Source organism: Paraburkholderia unamae, assembly GCF_003096875.1.
Taxonomy (GTDB): Bacteria; Pseudomonadota; Gammaproteobacteria; order Burkholderiales; family Burkholderiaceae; genus Paraburkholderia; species Paraburkholderia unamae.
This window is the reverse complement of record NZ_QEOB01000019.1, coordinates 97,066-115,166: the sequence shown is the minus strand read 5'-3', so window position 1 is coordinate 115,166 and position 18,101 is coordinate 97,066. Positions and strand designations below refer to the sequence as shown.

The following is an 18,101-nucleotide window of genomic DNA, read 5'->3' as shown; positions in this document are numbered from 1 at the left end:
CGAGATCGGACCAGCCAGGCGTCGCGCGCGCGGCTGCGGGCCGCGACGGTCCACCCGGTCCACCTGCGCCGCCCGTGGCCCCCGGCGGCTCAGCTTGCGCGAACCCCGGTCCGCCCTCGCTGCGCGGGGGCTTCGGGTTGGAAGAAGAGGAAGGCGCGCCGCCGCTCAATCGTGGCGACCTCGCAGCGAAAGACGCGAGACCATATGCGTCGCCATGCCGCGAAAGCCGCCCTGTACACCGCGCCACAGGCGCGGCAGCGCCCATGCGGCCAGCACGAGGAACGCCACGAGCATGACAAGAAAGAGCAGCGGTACGAAGAGCGCGAGCAGCACGCCCACGAAGGTCATGCCGTCCTCGGCGCTCGACGTGACGACGTTCGAGACCGGCTCGGGCGACAGATTGATGAGCGCGCGCGTGCCCGCCTTGGCCAGATGCGCGGTGCCCGCGAGCGTGCCGCCCGCGAGCGCGGCGACCGTCAGCACGGCCGGATCGGCATGGCCGAGCGCGCCGGCTGCCAGCACGGCGCCGGCCGGTATGCGGATGAAGGTGTGCACGGCGTCCCAGAGCGAATCGAACGCGGGCACCTTGTCGGCGAGGAATTCAAGCACCGTGAGCGCGGCGGCGATGCCGATCACCCAGGGCGAAGCGAGCACGGATAGCGTGTCGGGCAGATGAATGAGGCCGAGGCGCTGCAACACGCCGGCCATCAGCACCGTGAGATAGAGGCGCAGGCCACTGCCCCAGGACAGGCCCGCTGCTAGCGAAAGTGGTTCCAGCATGGCTGCCTCCTCACGCGGCGCGGCCGGGCGCCGGTGCTCCGCGCTTGAAGACGGGAGCGCTGGCGCTGCGCGCACACGCTCGCCGCACAAGCGGCGCGGAGTGTTATCGGGTTATGACCGTTCCATTATAGCCATGCTCGCTGCGCCGCCGCAGTGGTGTTGCGCAGGCGCGGCAGACACATGGGCTGGATCAGGCGGCCGAAGAGAGCTTCAGGCCGATGAGCCCGAGCACGATCAGCGCGGCGCTCGCCACGCGCGCCGCGCTCACGGCCTCGCCCATCATCACGATGCCGAACACGAACGCACCGACCGCGCCAATGCCGGTCCAGACCGCGTAGGCGGTGCCGAGCGGCAACTGGCGCATGGCCATGGCGAGCAAGACGAAGCTGCCGAGCGCCGTGACCACGGTGAACACCGAGGGCCAAAGCCGCGTGAAACCGTCGGAAGACTTGAGACCGGCGGCCCAGGCGACTTCGAGCAGGCCGGCGATCAGAAGAAGAAACCAGGACATGGGGAACGCTCCATTGAAAAATGGGGCCGTCCCCGATGAAAACGAAGAGCCGTAAGGCCGTCCTTACGATTCTGTAATTATAGCACCATCACGGTGCATCGCGCCGCCCGGCGTCACTGCACGCCCACGAGCCGATAGCCCACGCCCGTTTCGGTGATGATGTGCTCGGGCTGCGCGGGATCGCGCTCCAGCTTCTGGCGCAGATGCGCCATGTAGATGCGCAGGTAGTGGCTGCTCTCCACGTGCGACGGCCCCCAGACCTCGCGCAGCAGTTGCCGGTGCGTGAGCACGCGCCCCGCGTCGCGCACCAGCGTGGCGAGCAGCCGGTATTCGATGGGCGTGAGATGGACCGGCGCGCCCTCGCGCGTGACCTGGCGCAGCGCCAGATCGACGTTCACGGCGCCGAAGCTCACCTGCGGCGCTTCGTTGGCCCCGCCGCGGTTGCGACGGCGCAACTGCGCCCGAATGCGCGCGAGCAGCTCGGAAACGCCGAACGGCTTCGTGAGGTAGTCGTCGGCGCCCGCGTCGAGCGCGGCCACTTTCTCGCTTTCCTGGGTGCGCGCCGAAAGCACGATCACGGGCAGGTCGCTCCAGCCGCGCAACTCGCGAATCACGTCGAGGCCGTCGGTGTCGGGCAAGCCCAGGTCGACGATCACGAGGTCGGGCTTGCGCGTGGCCGCCTCGACGAGACCCTGCTTGCCGGTTTCGGCGTCGTGCACGACGAAGCCCTCGCCCTCCAGCGTGGCGCGCACGAAACGTCGAATCTGCTTCTCGTCTTCGATCAGGACAACGGCGATGCTCGGGTCACTCATGGGTGGGTTTGGGATCGAAGGGTTGCTCGGGGGCGGGTGCGCGCTGCGCCTCGCCGGACGGCGTGAGCGCTGCGGGCGTTTCAGGCGTTTCAGGCGCTGCGGGTAATGCGGGTAATGCGGGGACTTCGGGCGCGTCGGCGGCATCCGTGTCGTCGGTGTCGTCCGCGCTGTCCGTCACGTCGGCGGGCAGCGGCGGCGGCGACTCCACGGGCAGCGCGAACCAGAACGTCGCGCCTTCCACATGGCCGTCCGCGGCAACGCGATTGGCCGCGCCGATTGTACCGCCATGCGCCTCGACGATCGCCCGGCAGATCGCGAGGCCGAGCCCGATGCCGGGCTTGGCCGACTCTTTCTCGCCGCGCGTGAACTTCTCGAATACGCGCTCGCCCATGGCGGGCGGCAGGCCCGGCCCGTTGTCCTCGATCGACACGCGCACGAACGGCTGACCGCCCTCCTCCACGCGCCGCGCGGCGATGGTGAGCGGCGTATGCGCCGGGGTGTACTTGGCGGCGTTTTCCAGCAGGTTCGAAAAGAGCCGCTCCATGAGCACCGCGTCGAGCTGGAGCAGCGGCAAACCTGCTTCGAGCTTCACCTGCACCGGGTGACGCGCGAGCACCCGGCGGCACGCGGCGAGCGCCGCGCCCACGGTTTCCTCCAGCAGCGTCCACTGGCGGTTGAGTTTCAGGCTGCCCGCCTGCAACCGCGCCATGTCGAGCAGGTTCGTGACGATGCCGGTCATGCGCAGTGCCTCGTCGTGGATCGCCTCGATCAGCTCGCCCGAGCGCGCGTCGGGCGCCTCGTGCGGCTCATGCGTTTGCGCGAGCATCGACGAAAAGCCGACGATCGCCGTGAGCGGCGTGCGCAGGTCGTGCGAAATGGCCGAGAGCAACGAATTGCGCAAGCGCTCCGACTCCATGTTGACGAGCGCGTCGCGTGCGATGTCCACGTAGTGCACGCGCTCGAGAGCAAGCGCGATCTGCGCCGCGAATGCGTCGAGCATGCGTTGCTGCTCGGGCACCTGTAGCTCGCGGGCGTCGCGCGTCACGACGGCGAGCACGCCCCGCGTGCGCATCGGCGCCTTGAGCGGCAGATAGCGCGCCACAGCGGCGGGCAGCGTGTCGGTGCCGTTGCCCGCGGGCTTTTGCTGGTCGTACACCCACTGGCCGACGTCGATATCGAGGCTTTCGGCGTCGAGCATGATTTGCGGATCGGGGTCCTCGATCTTCTGCTGCACCTTGTCCGCGCTGTCCGGCAACAGGAGCGCCACGCGCGCGCCAAACACCTCGCTCACGTGACGGCTGCCGATCGCCACGATCTGCTCGGTGGTGAGCGCGGCGGCCAGTTCGCGCGCCATCGCGTACATCGCACCCGTGCGCTGCTCGCGCCGCTGCGCGACGCTTGCCTCGCGGCGCAGGCTCGACGTGAGATGGCTGATGACGAGCGAGGTGAGCAGCATGCCGACGAAGGTCAGCAGGTATTGCGTATCGGTGACCGAGAACGACATCCTCGGCGGCACGAAGAAAAAGTCGTACGCCGCGACGCTCGCGAACGAGAGCATGACGCCGGGGCCCCGGCCGAGCTTCGTCGCCGCGAAGATCACGCCGAGCAGATACAGCATCACGAGATTCGCGAGGTCGATACGGTCGATCAACTGGCTCGCGATGAGCGTCACGCACGCGCAGATCACGAGCGCGGCCGCATAGGCGCGCGGTGGCGAGCGCTCGGCGCCGCCCGCCGCGAGCGCCTCGCGCCATGCATTGGCGGCGCGCGTAGCGGCGCTCGCAGCGCCGGGCTCGCCGCCCGCGTGCACCGCCTCGCCCGCGCTCGCGCGCACGAGCGTGAGATCCACGTCGCCGGCCTTTTCGGCCAGACGCTCGCCGAACGGGCGCTTGAGCCAGCGCGAAAAGCCCGTGCGCAGCGAGCCGCCCGCCACGAGCTTCGAGACGTTGCGCAGCCGCGCATAGCCGACGAGCGTGGTGGCGGCGTCCTCGCCTGCCAGCGTCGCCGTTTCGGCGCCCAGTTCGGAGGCGAGCTTGAGCGCGCCTAGGGTGCGCTCGCGAACCGCGTCGGGCAGGCGCTGAAGCTTCGGCGTCTCCACATACACGGCAATCCAGTCCGCCTTGAGGCTCGCCGCGAGGCGCGCGGCGGCGCGCACCAGCGCATTCGCCTCGGGCCCCGGCCCCACGCACACGAGCAATCGCTCGCGCGCCTGCCACACATGCTGGATCGAGCGGTCGGCGCGATACTCGCGCATCTGCGCGTCCACGCGATCGGCCGTGCGGCGCAGCGCCAGTTCACGCAGCGCGATCAGGTTGCCCTTGCGAAAGAAGTTGCGCACCGCGCGCTCGGCCTGCGCGGGCATGTAGACCTTGCCGTCGCGCATGCGGTCGAGCAGTTCCTCGGCGGGCAGGTCGACGAGCGTGACTTCGTCGGCGCGGTCGAACACGCGGTCGGGCACGGTCTCCCACACGCGGATGCCCGTGATCTGCCCCACCACGTCGTTGAGGCTTTCGAGGTGCTGGACGTTGACGGTCGTGTAGACGTCGATACCCGCGTCGAGCAGTTCATAGACGTCCTGCCAGCGTTTCATGTGCCGTGCGCCAGCCACGTTCGAATGCGCGAGTTCGTCGACGAGCACGAGTTGCGGCTTGCGCGCGAGTGCCGCGTCGAGATCGAACTCCTCCAGCAAACGCCCACGGTAGGCAATGCGCTGGCGCGGCATCACGTCGAGACCATCGGTCAGCGCGGCGGTTTCGCTGCGCCCGTGCGTCTCGACAATGCCGACGACGACATCCACACCCTCCTCGGCGCGGCGGCGCGCGGCTTGCAGCATCGCATAGGTCTTGCCGACGCCCGCGGAGGCGCCGAAAAAGATCTTGAGCTTGCCGCGGCGGCGTTTCTCTTCGTCGCGTTGCAGGCGGTCGAGCAGTTCGTCGGGATCGGGGCGGTTCATGCGGAAAATGGATGGGGTTGCGCGCAGGTGTCACGCACCACGAAAGATCGTCTCACCGTGGCGCCGATATGGCAAATGCGGCATAAACGGCAAACGCAATGAACCGCACGCACGCCGCTCGAAGCGCCGTGCGTGCGGTGCGGTTCAACAGCGCCCAGGTCTTTGGGCTCAGCTCGCCTCTTTACCGTCGAGCGCGAGATTGAGTTCGAGCACATTCACGCGCGGCTCGCCGAACACGCCGAACTGGCGGCCCTTCGTGTAGCGGTCCACGAGCGCCTGCACGTCGTTCGCGCTCAGGTGTCGCGCCTGGGCGACGCGGGCCACCTGGTACGCGGCGGCGGCGGGCGAGATCTCGGGATCGAGCCCGCTGCCCGAGGACGTCACGAGGTCGGCCGGAATGGGCTGCGACACGTCGGTGCCCGCGGCCTTCAGCGCATCGATACGGCCTTTGACCTCGTCGGCGAGCGCCGGGTTGGTCGGACCGAGGTTCGAGGCGCCGGAGCCCTGCGCGTTATACGGCATGGGCGACGTGGCCGAGAGACGGCCCCAGAAGTACTGGGGCGCATCGAACTGCTGGCCGATGAGCGCGCTGCCCACCACCTTGCCATTCACTTCGATGAGGCTGCCGTTGGTCTGGCGGTGGAACGCGGCCTGGCCGAACGCGGTCATCACGGCCGGATACACGAGGCCGGTCACGACCGCCAGCACGGCAAAGATCACGATCAGAGGGCGAAACTGCGATTTCATTTTGGCTTCCTATGTATCTATCCGTGTGTGTCTCTGTCCAGGCGGCTCAGACCCAGCCGAACGCGGCGAGCACCATGTCGATCAGCTTGATGCACGGGAACGGCAGGAGGATGCCGCCGAGGCCATAGACCAGCAGATTGCGGCGCAGCAGCGTCGCGGCGCCGAGCGGCCGGTACTTCACGCCCTTGAGCGCGAGCGGAATCAGCATCACGATGATGAGCGCGTTGAAGATCACCGCCGAGAGGATGGCCGACGCCGGCGAGGTCAGATGCATGACGTCGAGCACGCGCAGTTGCGGATACGTCGAAGCGAACGCGGCCGGAATGATCGCGAAGTACTTCGCGACGTCGTTGGCGATCGAGAACGTCGTGAGCGAGCCGCGCGTCATGAGCATCTGCTTGCCGATCTCGACGATCTCGATGAGCTTGGTCGGGTTCGAGTCGAGGTCGACCATGTTGCCCGCTTCCTTCGCGGCCTGGGTGCCCGTGTTCATCGCCACGGCCACGTCGGCCTGCGCGAGCGCCGGGGCGTCGTTGGTGCCGTCGCCCGTCATCGCCACGAGCTTGCCTTGCGCCTGATGTTCGCGGATGGTCGCGAGCTTCGTTTCGGGCGTGGCTTGCGCGAGGAAGTCGTCCACACCGGCTTCAGCGGCGATCGCGGCAGCGGTCAGGCGGTTGTCGCCCGTCACCATCACGGTCTTGATGCCCATCTTGCGCAGCTCGGCAAAGCGCTCCTTGATGCCGCCCTTCACCACGTCCTTCAGTTCGATCACACCGAGCACGCGTGCCGCGCCATCATGCATTTCGGCCACCACGAGCGGCGTGCTGCCACGGCGGGCCACGTCGTCCACGGCGTTGTCGACTTCGCCGGGGAAACGGCCGCCATGCGCTTCGACGTAATGCTTCACGGCGTCGGCGGCGCCCTTGCGGATTTCGCGGCCGGGCATGTCCACGCCGCTCATGCGCGTTTGGGCACTGAAGGCGAGGAACACGGCGTGCAGCGAGTGCATGTCGCGCTGGCGAATATTGAAGCGCTGCTTCGCGAGCACGACAATGCTGCGGCCTTCCGGCGTTTCGTCGGCGAGCGACGAGAGTTGCGCGGCGTCTGCCAGCACTTCTTCGGTCACGCCTGGCGCCGGCACGAACATCGACGCCTGACGATTGCCGAGCGTGATCGTGCCGGTCTTGTCGAGCAGCAGCACGTCCACGTCGCCGGCGGCTTCCACGGCGCGGCCCGAAGTCGCGATCACGTTGGCCTGCATCATGCGGCTCATGCCGGCCACGCCAATCGCCGAAAGCAGACCGCCGATGGTCGTGGGAATCAGGCAGACGAGCAGCGCCACGAGCGCCGTGATCGTGACCACGTGGCCCACCGAATGTGTCAAATGAGCGGCTTCGACCGAGAACATCGAGAACGGCAGCAGCGTCGCAGTGGCCATCAGCAACACGATGCTCAGTGCGACAAGCAGGATCGTGAGCGCAATTTCGTTCGGCGTCTTCTGGCGCTTCGCGCCTTCGACCATCGCGATCATGCGGTCGAGGAACGCTTCACCAGGATTGGCCGTGACGCGCACGACGATCCAGTCGGAGAGCACGCGCGTGCCGCCCGTCACCGAAGAAAAGTCGCCGCCCGACTCGCGGATCACCGGCGCCGATTCACCCGTGATGGCCGATTCGTCCACCGACGCCACGCCTTCGATCACTTCGCCGTCCGCCGGAATCGTGTCGCCGGTCTCGACCAGCACCACGTCGCCCCGACGCAGGTCGGACGCCGTCATGATGCGGATCGGCGCTTTCGGATGCGGCTCGTTGAGCTTCTTGGCCATGACGTCTTTCTTGGCCTGGCGCAGCGACGCTGCCTGCGCCTTCGAGCGCCCTTCCGCGAGCGCTTCCGCAAAGTTCGCGAACAGCACCGTGAACCACAGCCAGAGCGCGACCGCGAGGATGAAACCCGCGGGCGCTTCGGCCTGGCCCATGAGCGCCGCGATCCAGAGGATCGTCGTGAGCACGCTGCCCACGTAGACGCAGAACATCACGGGGTTGCGCAACTGCGTGCGCGGCTTGAGTTTTCTAAACGAGTCCACGATAGCCGGACGCACCAGCGCCGGATCGAACATGGACCGCGTTGCACTATGCTGATTCATTTTCGTTTCGCTCATGTTGCGAAGGCCCCCGTTCAATGCACGCCCATCATGATCAGATGCTCCACGCCGGGACCGAGCGCGAGCGCGGGCACATACGTGAGCGCACCGACCAGCAGCACCGTGCCGAGCAGCAGCACGACGAAGAGCGGGCCATGCGTGGGCAACGTGCCGCCCGTCACCGCAATGCGCTTCTTGCTCGCGAGCGAACCCGCGATGGCCAGCACCGGAATGATCGTGCCGAAGCGGCCGAACCACATGGCAATGGCGAGCAGCCAGTTATAGAACGGCGTATTCACGGACAGACCGGCGAACGCGCTGCCGTTGTTGTTGGCGGCGGAACTGAACGCGTACAGGATCTCCGAGAAGCCGTGCGCGCCCGGATTGGATATGCCGGCCTTGCCCGCGTCGGATAGCACCGCGATGGAAGTGCCCAGCAGCACGAGCAGCGGCGTGAGCAGCACGACGATCGAGACCATCTTCATCTCGAACGACTCGATCTTCTTGCCGACGTATTCGGGCGTGCGGCCGATCATGAGCCCAGCCACGAACACCGCGAGCAACGCGAACACGAGCATGCCGTAGAGACCCGAGCCGACACCGCCGAAGATCACCTCGCCGAGCTGGATGAAGAGCATCGGGACGAGGCCGCCGAGCGGCGTGAGCGAATCGTGCGCCGCGTTCACGGCGCCGCACGACGCCGCCGTGGTGGCGACGACGAAGATGCCCGTTTGCGCGATGCCGAAGCGCGTTTCCTTGCCTTCCATGTTGCCGCCCGCCTGTAACGCGCTGGCGTGCTGGTCGACGTTGAGCGACGTGAATACCGGGTTGCCCGCCTGTTCGGCCGACAGCGCGCAGCCCACGGCCACGGCGAACGCGATCGTCATCACCGCGAGCACGGCGACGCCTTGCCTGCGGTCGCCCACCACGTTGCCGAACACGAGACACAATGCCGCGGGAATGATCAGGATCGCCAACATTTCCACGACGTTCGAGACCGGCGTGGGATTTTCGAACGGATGCGCCGAATTCGCGTTGAAGAACCCGCCGCCGTTGGTGCCGAGCATCTTGATCGCGACCTGCGAGGCGACCGGGCCCATGGCGAGCGTTTGCGACGTGACCTTCGTATCCACCGTTTCGGGATTGCCCTTCGCGTCCTTCACGGGGTTGCCCTGGGCGTCGAGCTTCGGCGCGGCGTAGGTCGTGGTTTGCAGCACCGGCACGTCCTGATACGCCTTGAAGTTCTGGATCATGCCCTGGCTCATGAGGAGCGCGGCGACGATCGCCGACATCGGCACGAGGATGTAGAGCGTCGTGCGCGTGAGGTCGACCCAGAAGTTGCCGATGGTCTGCGCCGTATGACGCGCGAAGCCGCGAATCAACGCCATGACCACGACGATGCCCGTCGCCGCCGAAAGGAAGTTCTGCACGGTGAGGCCGAGCATCTGCGTGAGATAGCTCACGGTCTGCTCGGGCGTGTAGTCCTGCCAGTTGGTGTTGGTGACGAAGCTCACGGCCGTGTTGAACGCGCCGTCCACGGTCATCGGGCCGAACTGCTGCGGATTGCCGGGCAGCCAGCCTTGAATGCGCAGCAGCACGTACAGAAAGCCCACGCCGAGCACGTTGAACGAGATGGTGGCGAGCGCATAGCGCTTCCAGCTCATCTCGGACTGCGGATCGACGCCGGCCACGCGATAGAGCAGGTTTTCGAGCGGCGCAAACAGCCGCACGACGCGCGAACGCCCGTCGAGCACACGCGTGATATAGCCCGCAACGGGCACCGCGAGCGCAAGCAGGATGACGATGAAAAGCCCCGCCTGGAGCAGAGTGTTGGCGTTCATTCGATATCCTCCGCGCGCAGGAGCGCATGGACCAGATAAACGAACAGCAACAGCGTAGCCGCGCCCGATAGCCAGAAAATCCAGGTCATGAGCGCGCTCCCTTGCCGCCTTGATCGGCGCGGCGATACTGCATGAGCTTCTCGCAGCCGGCGATCAACGCGTATGTGAGCGCGGCGAAAACCGCCAGCCCCCCGATATACAGCACATCCATTTTCGTGTTCTCCATTCACGGATGACGGATGGCTGGAAGGTACCTCCTATCGCATTAAATCCGGATCAAAGGTTTTGGCGCGCGTATAAAAAACGCGTAAACGCGGCGGCGGCAGCGCGCGAGTCTGGGGCCAGAGCCGGGGGCACGACAGGCGCGTGGGGGCGACGCAGCACGCCGTCGGGACCGCCATGACGGCGGTTGTGGGCGTGTGGCCGCGTTCGCAGCCATCCAGGACATAAAGGTCGAATCAATGTGTCCGCATCGATGGCATGGTGAATGCGACGCGGCAGCGCATCAAAACGGCGACGCGACTCGGCAGTGTGTTCGGTGCCCATTCACCGCGGTCAAATTGCCGCCCACCATCCCAAAAATAACGCCGGTAGCATGGCGATCCTGTATCTGGACTTCCTCTCTTTTGTCGCTCCCAATGCCCTCTCGCGTCCCTGAGGGCCAATCGTGCTTCCCGCCATGTCGCCATCCCGTATCCATCTCTGCATCCTGCAACCCGAAGGAATGATCCATGCGCTGTGCTTCCTCGACCATGCGCGCTACTTCCGCTACCAGTTCCGGCGCCTCGGCGCCGAAGTCAGCATCGGCAAAAACCGCCTGCGTCACGACGCGATCAATTTTGTATTCGGCGCGCATGGGGGTTTCGATCCAACGCTCAAGGAGCGATTCCGCTGCGTGTTCGTCAACCTTGAACAATTGGGAGCAGGCGGCGCGCAGGTGAGCCCCGAGTATCTGCAACTACTCGCGAGTTCAGAGGTCGTCGACTACGACGCATCCAACGTATTGGCATACCGCAGCGAAGGTGCGGTGCCGATCGTCTCGTTTGCGCACGCACCCTACCTGGAAGCGAATCTCGCGCCTGCGTTGGAGAGCCGCCCGGTCGACATCCTTTTCTTCGGCAGCATCAACGAGCGGCGCCGCCGCATGCTGCTGGAAATCCAGGCGGCCGGCTGCAACGTGCGCACGCTCCCGTTTGGCGTGTACGGGCCGGAACGCGACAGCGAAATCCAGCGCGCGAAGGCGGTCTTCAACTGCCACTACTACGAAAGTGCCCGCTTCGAACAGGCGCGTGTTTTCCAGTGTCTGTCGCTGGGCACACCGGTCATCAGCGAGCGCACGGCCACCACATCCTCACCGGCGCAGTTCGACGACAGCGTGTTCTGGGTTGGCGGAGACCAGATCAGGACGTTCTTCGAGACCGAATTCAGGGCGCCGGGCTTCGCCGACGAGGCGCGCAATCGGCTTGGCGCCTTCGCGATGCATGATGTGCTCGACCAGTATGAAACCGCGCTCGATAGCGCCCGTAAATACTTTGGACACCAGAACATTTTAGCCACGCCATGGCGCCCGGAGAAATTGCACGTCGGCTCTGGCAGGCACTATTTGCCGGGGTACCTCAATATCGACATCCTCCCGCGCGCCGAGCCCGACACGCTGCTCGATCTTTGCAAACCGCTGGAGTTGCCCGCACGCCTTGCCTGCACGACAGTCGGCCCGGTCGAGTTGATGCCCGCCTCGGTCGAACTGATCTATGCGAACAACGTCCTGGAACACGTGGGCGACCTGCCCCAGTTAATGACGAACTGCCTGAACCTGCTCAAGGAATCCGGCCACATGCTGATCGAAGTGCCTTACGAGAAAGCACCGGGCGCATGGCAAGATCCCACGCACGTCCGCGCGTTCAACGAGAACTCGTGGATCTACTACACGGACTGGTTCTGGTATCTGGGCTGGTTCGAGTCGCGCTTCGCCGTCGTTCACTTCGAATATCTCGACGGCAAACTCGCCGGGACCACCCGCGAGCACGCCCATTTCATGCGCGTGCGGCTGCAAAAGATCGCGACAACCGCAGTGGAGCGTGCGAAAGCCCGCGCCACGCGCGCGGATTTCGGCGGCCTTCCCGAGGATGACCTGCCAGGCGCGGGCGTTTGAGGCGGACGACCGGCATGCGTGCCGGTCGCCCATAGCCGCGATTCCTGAATGTTTAGTTCAGGGCAGCAGCACCGTCGACCCCGTGGTCTTGCGCCCTTCGAGATCGGCGTGCGCCTGACCGACGTCCTTGAGCGCATAGCGCTGATTGATCGACGTCTTCACCTTGCCCGAGGCCACCACCTCGAACAACTCGGCGGCCATCGCCTCATAGTCGGCGCGCTTCGCGATGTAGCTGAACAGCGTCGGGCGCGTGAAAAAGAGCGAGCCGCGTCCCGCGAACTCCGAGGAATCGATCGGCGGCAGCGGCCCCGACGCATTGCCGAAGCTCACGAACATGCCGAGCGGCGCAAGGCAGTCCAGCGATTTCGTGTAGGTATCCTTGCCGATCGAGTCGTACACCACGGGCACGCCCGCGCCATTCGTGATCTCGCGCACGCGGGCGGTGAAGTCCTCGCGCGTGTAGACGATCGGATGGTCGCAGCCGTGCGCCTTCGCAATCGCCGCTTTCTCGTCCGAACCCACGGTGCCGATCACCGTCGCGCCCAGTGCCTTCGCCCACTGGCATACGAGCAGGCCCACGCCGCCGGCGGCCGCCTGGATCAGGATCGTGTCGCCGGCCTTCACGCGGTACGTGCGGCGCAGCAGGTACTGGGCGGTGAGGCCTTGCAGCATGATCGAGGCCGCCGCTTCGTCGCTGATCGCGTCGGGCAGCTTGATCAACTGTTCGGCGCGCAGCACGCGCTCCTGCGCGTACGCGCCCGGCGGACGCCCGACATAGGCCACGCGGTCGCCCACCTTCAGCGTGCTCACGCCGCTGCCCACGGCGGTGACCTCGCCGGCCGCCTCCATGCCGAGCCCGGCGGGCAGCGGCTGCGGGTAGAGGCCGGTGCGGAAATACACGTCGATGTAATTGAGGCCGCACGCGCTCTGGCGCAGCCGCACCTCGCCCTCGCCCGGCTCGCCCACCTCGACGTCCACCCACTTCATCACTTCGGGGCCGCCGGTCTTGTCGTAACGGATTGCCTTGCTCATCACGTCTCCTTGCTGTTGGCTACATGGCGCACGCCGTGTGCGCTCGCTTCAGATGGCTTCCTTCTGGCGCAGCGTCAGCACGTCGAGCAGCATGCGCGCCGTCGAGATGTTGGTGGCGCACGGCACGTCGTGCACATCGCACGCGCGCACCAGCGCGTTGATGTCGGGTTCGTGCGGCTGCGGGGTCATCGGGTCGCGCAGGAAAATCACGATGTCGACGTTGCCTTCGGCCAGACGCGCGCCGATTTGCAGGTCGCCACCATGCGGGCCGGAAAGCATGCGCTCGACGTTCAGGCCGGTCGCGGCCTCGATGCGCGTGCCGGTCGTGCCGGTGGCGATGATCTCGCAGTGACGCAGCGTGTCGACGTATTCGCTTGCCAGCTTGACGATGTCTTCCTTCTTGTGGTCGTGCGCGATCAGTGCGACGCGGGTTGGCATGGCGTGAGGCTCCTTGAGGTGAGAGTGGCTTGCGTGTTGCGGTGCGTCGCGATGGCCTGCGTGAGCCGGGCGTCGGTTCGGGCGAACGACGACCGGTTCATGCCCGGCCTGGAAATACCGGCCCGGCAAATGTTCGCCGGGCTTCAGTTTTAGTAAGTGCCCGGATAAGCCCCGCCGTCGATCAGCCAGTTCTGCCCGGTGATATAGCCCGCGTGGACGCTGCACAGGAACGCGCAGGCGCGACCGAACTCCTCGGGGGTGCCGAAGCGCCCGGCCGGAATCGCCTTGACGCGGCGCGCACGCGCTTCCTCTTCCGAAATGCTGCCCGCCTTCGCCTGCGCGACGATGGTCGCCTGGATGCGGTCGGTGTCGAACGCGCCCGGCAGCAGGCTGTTGATCGTGACGCCCGTGGCCGCGACCTGGCGCGCCACGCCCGCGACGAAGCCCGTGAGACCCGAGCGCGCGCCGTTCGAGAGGCCGAGCACGTCGATCGGCGCCTTCACCGAGGAGCTCGTGATGTTGACGATGCGCCCGAAGCCGCGCGCGATCATGGCGTCGATGGTGGACTGGATCAGCGCGATCGGCGTGAGCATGTTCGCTTCGAGCGCGGCGATCCACGCTTCGTGCGTGTACTTGCGGAAGTCGCCCGGCGGCGGGCCGCCCGCGTTGTTCACGAGGATGTCCGGCGACGGACACGCGGCGAGCGCGGCGGCGCGGCCCGCCTCGGTGGTGATGTCGCAGGCGACCGCCTGCACGTCCACACCCGTGCTCGCGCGAATCCGCGCGGCGGTTTCCTCCAGCGTCTGCGCGGTGCGCGCGACGATCGTCACGTTGACGCCTTCGGCGGCGAGCGCCTCGGCGCAGCCGCGCCCGAGTCCCTTGCTGGCCGCGCACACCAGCGCGGTGCGTCCTGCGATGCCCATGTCCATCGTGTTTGTGTCCCTTTTGCGTGGATGACCGTCCTGTGACAGCGCGGGCGCGGCCAGGCCTTGCGCCGCGCCGCCCTGCCACCTTTTTGGGATTCTAGAAGAATCGGCCGCGGCGCGTGGAAGGCCGACGGCGGCCAGGCGCCGCCACGCGCACGCCCGCTTCCCTCCTCTGCTTCCCACGCTCACTTCCCTCTTGGTTCGCGCGCAGTTCCCGTATACTTGCGCCTGTAGCGCGGCCCGGCGCCTTCGCAAGCCCTGCCGGCTTGCCGCGCGCGGCGGGCCGTGCTCGCCGCCACCGCGCAACCCGGGCGTCTGCTTCGGGCTCGCGCGGCCGCGGCACGACCGTTTTCCCCGATTCCCTTGCAGCCTTGTGCGCCCCGCCATGAAACAGGACAGCCGTTTCCCGAATCTCTTCATCCTCGATCACCCGCTGATCCAGCACAAGCTCACGCATATGCGCGACAAGGACACGTCCACGCGCACGTTCCGCGAGTTGCTGCGCGAGATCACGCTGCTGATGGGCTATGAAATCACGCGTCAGCTTCCCGTCACGACGCGCCGCGTGCAAACGCCGCTCGTCGAGATCGACGCGCCCGTGATCGCGGGCAAGAAGCTCGCCATCGTGCCCGTGCTGCGCGCGGGCGTGGGCATGTCCGACGGGCTGCTGGAGCTGATCCCGTCGGCGCGCGTGGGTCATATCGGCGTGTACCGCGCCGACGACCATCGCCCGGTCGAATATCTCGTGCGTCTGCCCGACCTCGAGGACCGCACCTTCATTCTTTGCGATCCGATGGTCGCGACGGGCTACTCGGCCGCGCACGCCATCGACGTGCTCAAGCGCCGTGGCGTGCCCGGCGAGCGCATCCTGTTCCTCGCGCTGGTGGCCGCGCCCGAAGGCGTGGAGGTGTTCCAGAAGGCGCATCCGGACGTCAAGCTCTACGTGGCTTCGCTCGACTCGCACCTCGACGATCACGCCTACATCATTCCGGGACTCGGCGACGCCGGCGACCGGCTGTTCGGCACGAAGAACTGACGACCGCCCGCGTCACCCTCGCCTTCCCGGACGGCCTCGCCCCCCGGCGGCTGCGATCGGCCAACGCCCTGCGCGTCGTCACGTAGGCGGGCGAAGCCAGGCGGTCCCGGCGTGATAAAATTCAGATCCACCTGAAGGGGCGCGTCCCGGCACAGGCCGGGCGCAAGCCGGGCACGGGCGTCGCGCGAGCGGCCGAAGCCGCCGCGCCGGCAGTCCGGGCCGCGCGCACCGGCGCTTTCGCACTGATGCGCCGCCGGCCCGCCACGCGGGCAAGCGCGAACGGCAGCGAATGGCGGCAAGCGGCGGCAAGCGGCAACGCGCGGGCGAGCGGCACGCTCAAGGAGCGCCGGTCGTCACGCAACACGGCGCGACATGACGGCGCGCACACGCATGCGCCCCCGGGAAAACGCAACGACAACAGCACATTGCACACTGCGCGCGCATGGCGCGTGCGACGGAGAAAGGTATGGCGGGTCATTCGAAATGGGCCAACATCAAGCACAAGAAGGCTGCTGCTGACGCGAAGCGCGGCAAGGTCTGGACGCGGCTCATCAAGGAAATCCAGGTCGCGGCGCGCATGGGCGGGGGCGACGCCGATACGAACCCGCGCCTGCGTCTGGCAGTGGACAAGGCGTACGACGCCAACATGCCCAAGGACAACATCAACCGCGCCATCCAGCGCGGCGTGGGCGGCGTCGATGGCGCGAACTACGAGGAAATCCGCTACGAGGGCTATGGCATCGGCGGCGCGGCCGTCATCGTCGACACGATGACCGACAACCGCACCCGCACGGTCGCGGAAGTGCGCCACGCGTTCTCGAAGTTCGGCGGCAACATGGGCACGGACGGCTCGGTGGCGTTCATGTTCGATCACGTCGGCCAGTTCGTGTTCGCACCGGGCACGCCCGAAGACGAGCTCATGAACGCCGCGCTCGAAGCCGGCGCCGACGACGTCGTGACGAACGAAGACGGCTCGATCGAAGTGGTCTGCCCGCCGTTCGACTTCACGAAGGTGAAGACCGCGCTCGAAGCCGCGGGCTTCAAGGCGGAAATGGCCGAAGTCACCATGAAGCCGCAGAACGAGGTCGAATTCACGGGCGACGACGCCGTGAAGATGCAAAAGCTGCTCGACGCGCTCGAGAACCTGGACGACGTCCAGGACGTGTACACCAACGCGTCGATCGCCGAGGAATAAGGCGTTCGGCCCGGGAGGCCCCGCTTTGGCCCCGCCTCCCGCATGCGATTTTCACGGCCGGCGCACTGTGCGCCGGCCGCAACTGTTTCTGGTCTTGGTCTTTCGGGGATTCTCATGAAGTTACTCGTCGTCGGTTCTGGCGGCCGCGAACATGCGCTGGCGTGGAAGCTCGCGCAGGCGCCGCGCGTGCAGCTCGTCTACGTCGCACCCGGTAACGGCGGCACCGCGCAGGACGAGCGGCTCGCCAACGTCGACATCACGGACATCCACGAGCTCGCCGATTTCGCCGAGCGCGAAGGCGTCGCCCTCACCGTGGTCGGCCCGGAAGCGCCGCTCGCGGCAGGCATCGTCAACGTGTTCCGCCAGCGCGGCCTGAAGGTGTTCGGCCCGTCGAAGGAAGCCGCGCAGCTCGAAAGCTCGAAGGACTTCGCCAAAGCGTTCATGAAGCGCCACAACATCCCGACCGCGGCCTACGAGACCTTCTCGGACGCCGCGGCCGCGCACGCCTACGTCGACAAGAACGGCGCGCCGATCGTGATCAAGGCCGACGGCCTCGCTGCCGGCAAGGGCGTGGTCGTGGCGATGACGCTGGAAGAAGCGCACCAGGCCATCGACATGATGCTCGCCGACAACAAGCTCGGCGACGCCGGCGCGCGCGTGGTGATCGAGGAATTCCTCGCGGGCGAGGAAGCGAGCTTCATCGTCATGGTGGACGGCAAGCACGTGCTCGCGCTCGCGTCGAGCCAGGACCACAAGCGTCTGCAAGACGGCGATCAGGGCCCGAACACGGGCGGCATGGGCGCCTACTCGCCCGCGCCCATCGTCACGCCGCAGTTGCACGCACGCGTGATGCGCGAAATCATCCTGCCGACCGTGGCGGGCATGGAAAAGGAAGGCATCCGCTACACGGGCTTCCTCTACGCCGGTCTGATGATCGACGCGCAAGGCACCCCGAAGACGCTCGAATTCAACTGCCGCATGGGCGACCCGGAAACGCAGCCGATCATGGCGCGCCTGAAGGGCGACTTCTCGAAGGTCGTGGAGCACGCCATTGCCGGCACGCTCAATCAGGTCGAGCTGGAATGGGACCGCCGCACGGCGCTCGGCGTCGTGCTCGCCGCGCACAACTATCCGGAGACGCCGCGCAAGGGCGACCGCATCAGCGACATCCCCGCCGAAACCGCCGATTCGGTCACGTTCCATGCGGGCACGCAGATCGTCGACGGCAAGCTCGTGACCTCGGGCGGCCGCGTGCTGTGCGTGGTCGGTCTCGCCGATTCGGTGCGCAGCGCGCAAAACGTGGCGTACGAAACCGTGAACCGCATCTCGTTCGACGGCATGCAGTATCGCAACGACATCGGCTATCGCGCCGCGGGCCGCAAGCAGTAATCGCCACGTAACCGGCGGGGCGCGCCAGCGCTGTCCCGCCGTGCACTGTGGCCGCCGCGCAACGGCGCACACCGGGCGCGGCGTGCTATGGCGCTTAAGCGCCTCGCCGTCAAAGCGGGCCACACCGCCACGAGCACATCGGACGCGTG

At 66.8% G+C, this 18,101-nt stretch carries 17 protein-coding genes; 4 read left to right on the top strand and 13 right to left on the bottom strand.

The features are described 5' to 3' along the window. Positions 1 to 165: 165 nt before the first annotated feature. The 9 genes from C7402_RS33130 to C7402_RS33090 form a co-directional block, all read right to left on the bottom strand. Complete coding sequence (locus C7402_RS33130; RefSeq protein ID WP_112174289.1) at positions 166 to 780, bottom strand: DUF4126 domain-containing protein; 615 nt, start codon at positions 778 to 780, stop codon at positions 166 to 168. 190 nt (positions 781 to 970) lie between these two features. Further along, positions 971 to 1,291 (bottom strand): quaternary ammonium compound efflux SMR transporter SugE, encoded by a 321-nt coding sequence (gene sugE / locus C7402_RS33125; RefSeq protein WP_116613656.1) that lies wholly within the window; start codon positions 1,289 to 1,291, stop codon positions 971 to 973. 113 nt (positions 1,292 to 1,404) lie between these two features. Beyond that, positions 1,405 to 2,103, bottom strand: a complete 699-nt coding sequence (gene kdpE, locus C7402_RS33120) for a two-component system response regulator KdpE (protein WP_112174291.1) — start codon at positions 2,101 to 2,103, stop codon at positions 1,405 to 1,407. Continuing rightward, complete coding sequence (locus tag C7402_RS33115; RefSeq protein WP_112174292.1) at positions 2,096 to 5,056, bottom strand: sensor histidine kinase; 2,961 nt, start codon at positions 5,054 to 5,056, stop codon at positions 2,096 to 2,098. The genes kdpE and C7402_RS33115 overlap by 8 nt, the downstream gene beginning before the upstream one ends. A 168-nt stretch (positions 5,057 to 5,224) precedes the next feature. Further along, complete coding sequence (kdpC, locus tag C7402_RS33110) at positions 5,225 to 5,803, bottom strand: potassium-transporting ATPase subunit KdpC (protein ID WP_116613655.1); 579 nt, start codon at positions 5,801 to 5,803, stop codon at positions 5,225 to 5,227. Between the two features lie 46 nt (positions 5,804 to 5,849). Beyond that, positions 5,850 to 7,946, bottom strand: a complete 2,097-nt coding sequence (kdpB, locus tag C7402_RS33105) for a potassium-transporting ATPase subunit KdpB (RefSeq protein WP_116613684.1) — start codon at positions 7,944 to 7,946, stop codon at positions 5,850 to 5,852. Positions 7,947 to 7,978: 32 nt separating this feature from the next. Beyond that, positions 7,979 to 9,784: a potassium-transporting ATPase subunit KdpA gene (kdpA, locus tag C7402_RS33100; protein WP_112174294.1), complete on the bottom strand. Its 1,806-nt coding sequence runs from the start codon at positions 9,782 to 9,784 to the stop codon at positions 7,979 to 7,981. Further along, positions 9,781 to 9,873 carry a K(+)-transporting ATPase subunit F gene (gene kdpF / locus C7402_RS33095; protein ID WP_027819619.1) on the bottom strand — a complete coding sequence of 31 codons (93 nt, stop codon included), beginning with the start codon at positions 9,871 to 9,873 and terminating at the stop codon, positions 9,781 to 9,783. Before kdpF ends, kdpA begins: the two co-directional genes overlap by 4 nt. Beyond that, complete coding sequence (locus C7402_RS33090; RefSeq protein WP_116613654.1) at positions 9,870 to 9,995, bottom strand: potassium ABC transporter ATPase; 126 nt, start codon at positions 9,993 to 9,995, stop codon at positions 9,870 to 9,872. The genes kdpF and C7402_RS33090 overlap by 4 nt, the downstream gene beginning before the upstream one ends. Positions 9,996 to 10,463: 468 nt before the next feature. Between C7402_RS33090 and C7402_RS33085 the strand changes: the two genes are divergently transcribed. Further along, positions 10,464 to 11,936, top strand: a complete 1,473-nt coding sequence (locus C7402_RS33085) for a class I SAM-dependent methyltransferase (protein ID WP_116613653.1) — start codon at positions 10,464 to 10,466, stop codon at positions 11,934 to 11,936. Positions 11,937 to 11,993: 57 nt separating this feature from the next. Here C7402_RS33085 and C7402_RS33080 read toward each other — a convergent pair whose 3' ends face one another. From C7402_RS33080 to C7402_RS33070, 3 genes are all read right to left on the bottom strand, one after another. After that, positions 11,994 to 12,968: a quinone oxidoreductase family protein gene (locus C7402_RS33080; protein WP_112174295.1), complete on the bottom strand. Its 975-nt coding sequence runs from the start codon at positions 12,966 to 12,968 to the stop codon at positions 11,994 to 11,996. Positions 12,969 to 13,016: 48 nt separating this feature from the next. Continuing rightward, positions 13,017 to 13,406: a methylglyoxal synthase gene (locus tag C7402_RS33075; RefSeq protein WP_112174296.1), complete on the bottom strand. Its 390-nt coding sequence runs from the start codon at positions 13,404 to 13,406 to the stop codon at positions 13,017 to 13,019. Positions 13,407 to 13,555: 149 nt separating this feature from the next. Beyond that, the gene (locus C7402_RS33070; RefSeq protein ID WP_112174297.1) at positions 13,556 to 14,335 is read right to left on the bottom strand and encodes an SDR family oxidoreductase; all 780 of its coding nucleotides are present in this window, start codon (positions 14,333 to 14,335) and stop codon (positions 13,556 to 13,558) included. 382 nt (positions 14,336 to 14,717) lie between these two features. Between C7402_RS33070 and upp the strand changes: the two genes are divergently transcribed. After that, on the top strand, positions 14,718 to 15,368 hold the full coding sequence (gene upp / locus C7402_RS33065) for a uracil phosphoribosyltransferase (RefSeq protein ID WP_112174298.1): 651 nt from the start codon (positions 14,718 to 14,720) through the stop codon (positions 15,366 to 15,368). 121 nt (positions 15,369 to 15,489) lie between these two features. Here upp and C7402_RS46515 read toward each other — a convergent pair whose 3' ends face one another. Continuing rightward, positions 15,490 to 15,708, bottom strand: a complete 219-nt coding sequence (locus C7402_RS46515; protein WP_133254606.1) for a hypothetical protein — start codon at positions 15,706 to 15,708, stop codon at positions 15,490 to 15,492. A 126-nt stretch (positions 15,709 to 15,834) separates the two neighbouring features. Here C7402_RS46515 and C7402_RS33055 point away from each other — a divergent pair, with 126 nt between their 5' ends. Together C7402_RS33055 and purD are read left to right on the top strand one after the other, a co-directional pair. After that, positions 15,835 to 16,563: a YebC/PmpR family DNA-binding transcriptional regulator gene (locus C7402_RS33055; RefSeq protein ID WP_112174299.1), complete on the top strand. Its 729-nt coding sequence runs from the start codon at positions 15,835 to 15,837 to the stop codon at positions 16,561 to 16,563. Positions 16,564 to 16,677: 114 nt separating this feature from the next. Then, positions 16,678 to 17,952 (top strand): phosphoribosylamine--glycine ligase, encoded by a 1,275-nt coding sequence (gene purD / locus C7402_RS33050; RefSeq protein WP_116613651.1) that lies wholly within the window; start codon positions 16,678 to 16,680, stop codon positions 17,950 to 17,952. The last annotated feature ends 149 nt before the right edge of the window (positions 17,953 to 18,101 follow it).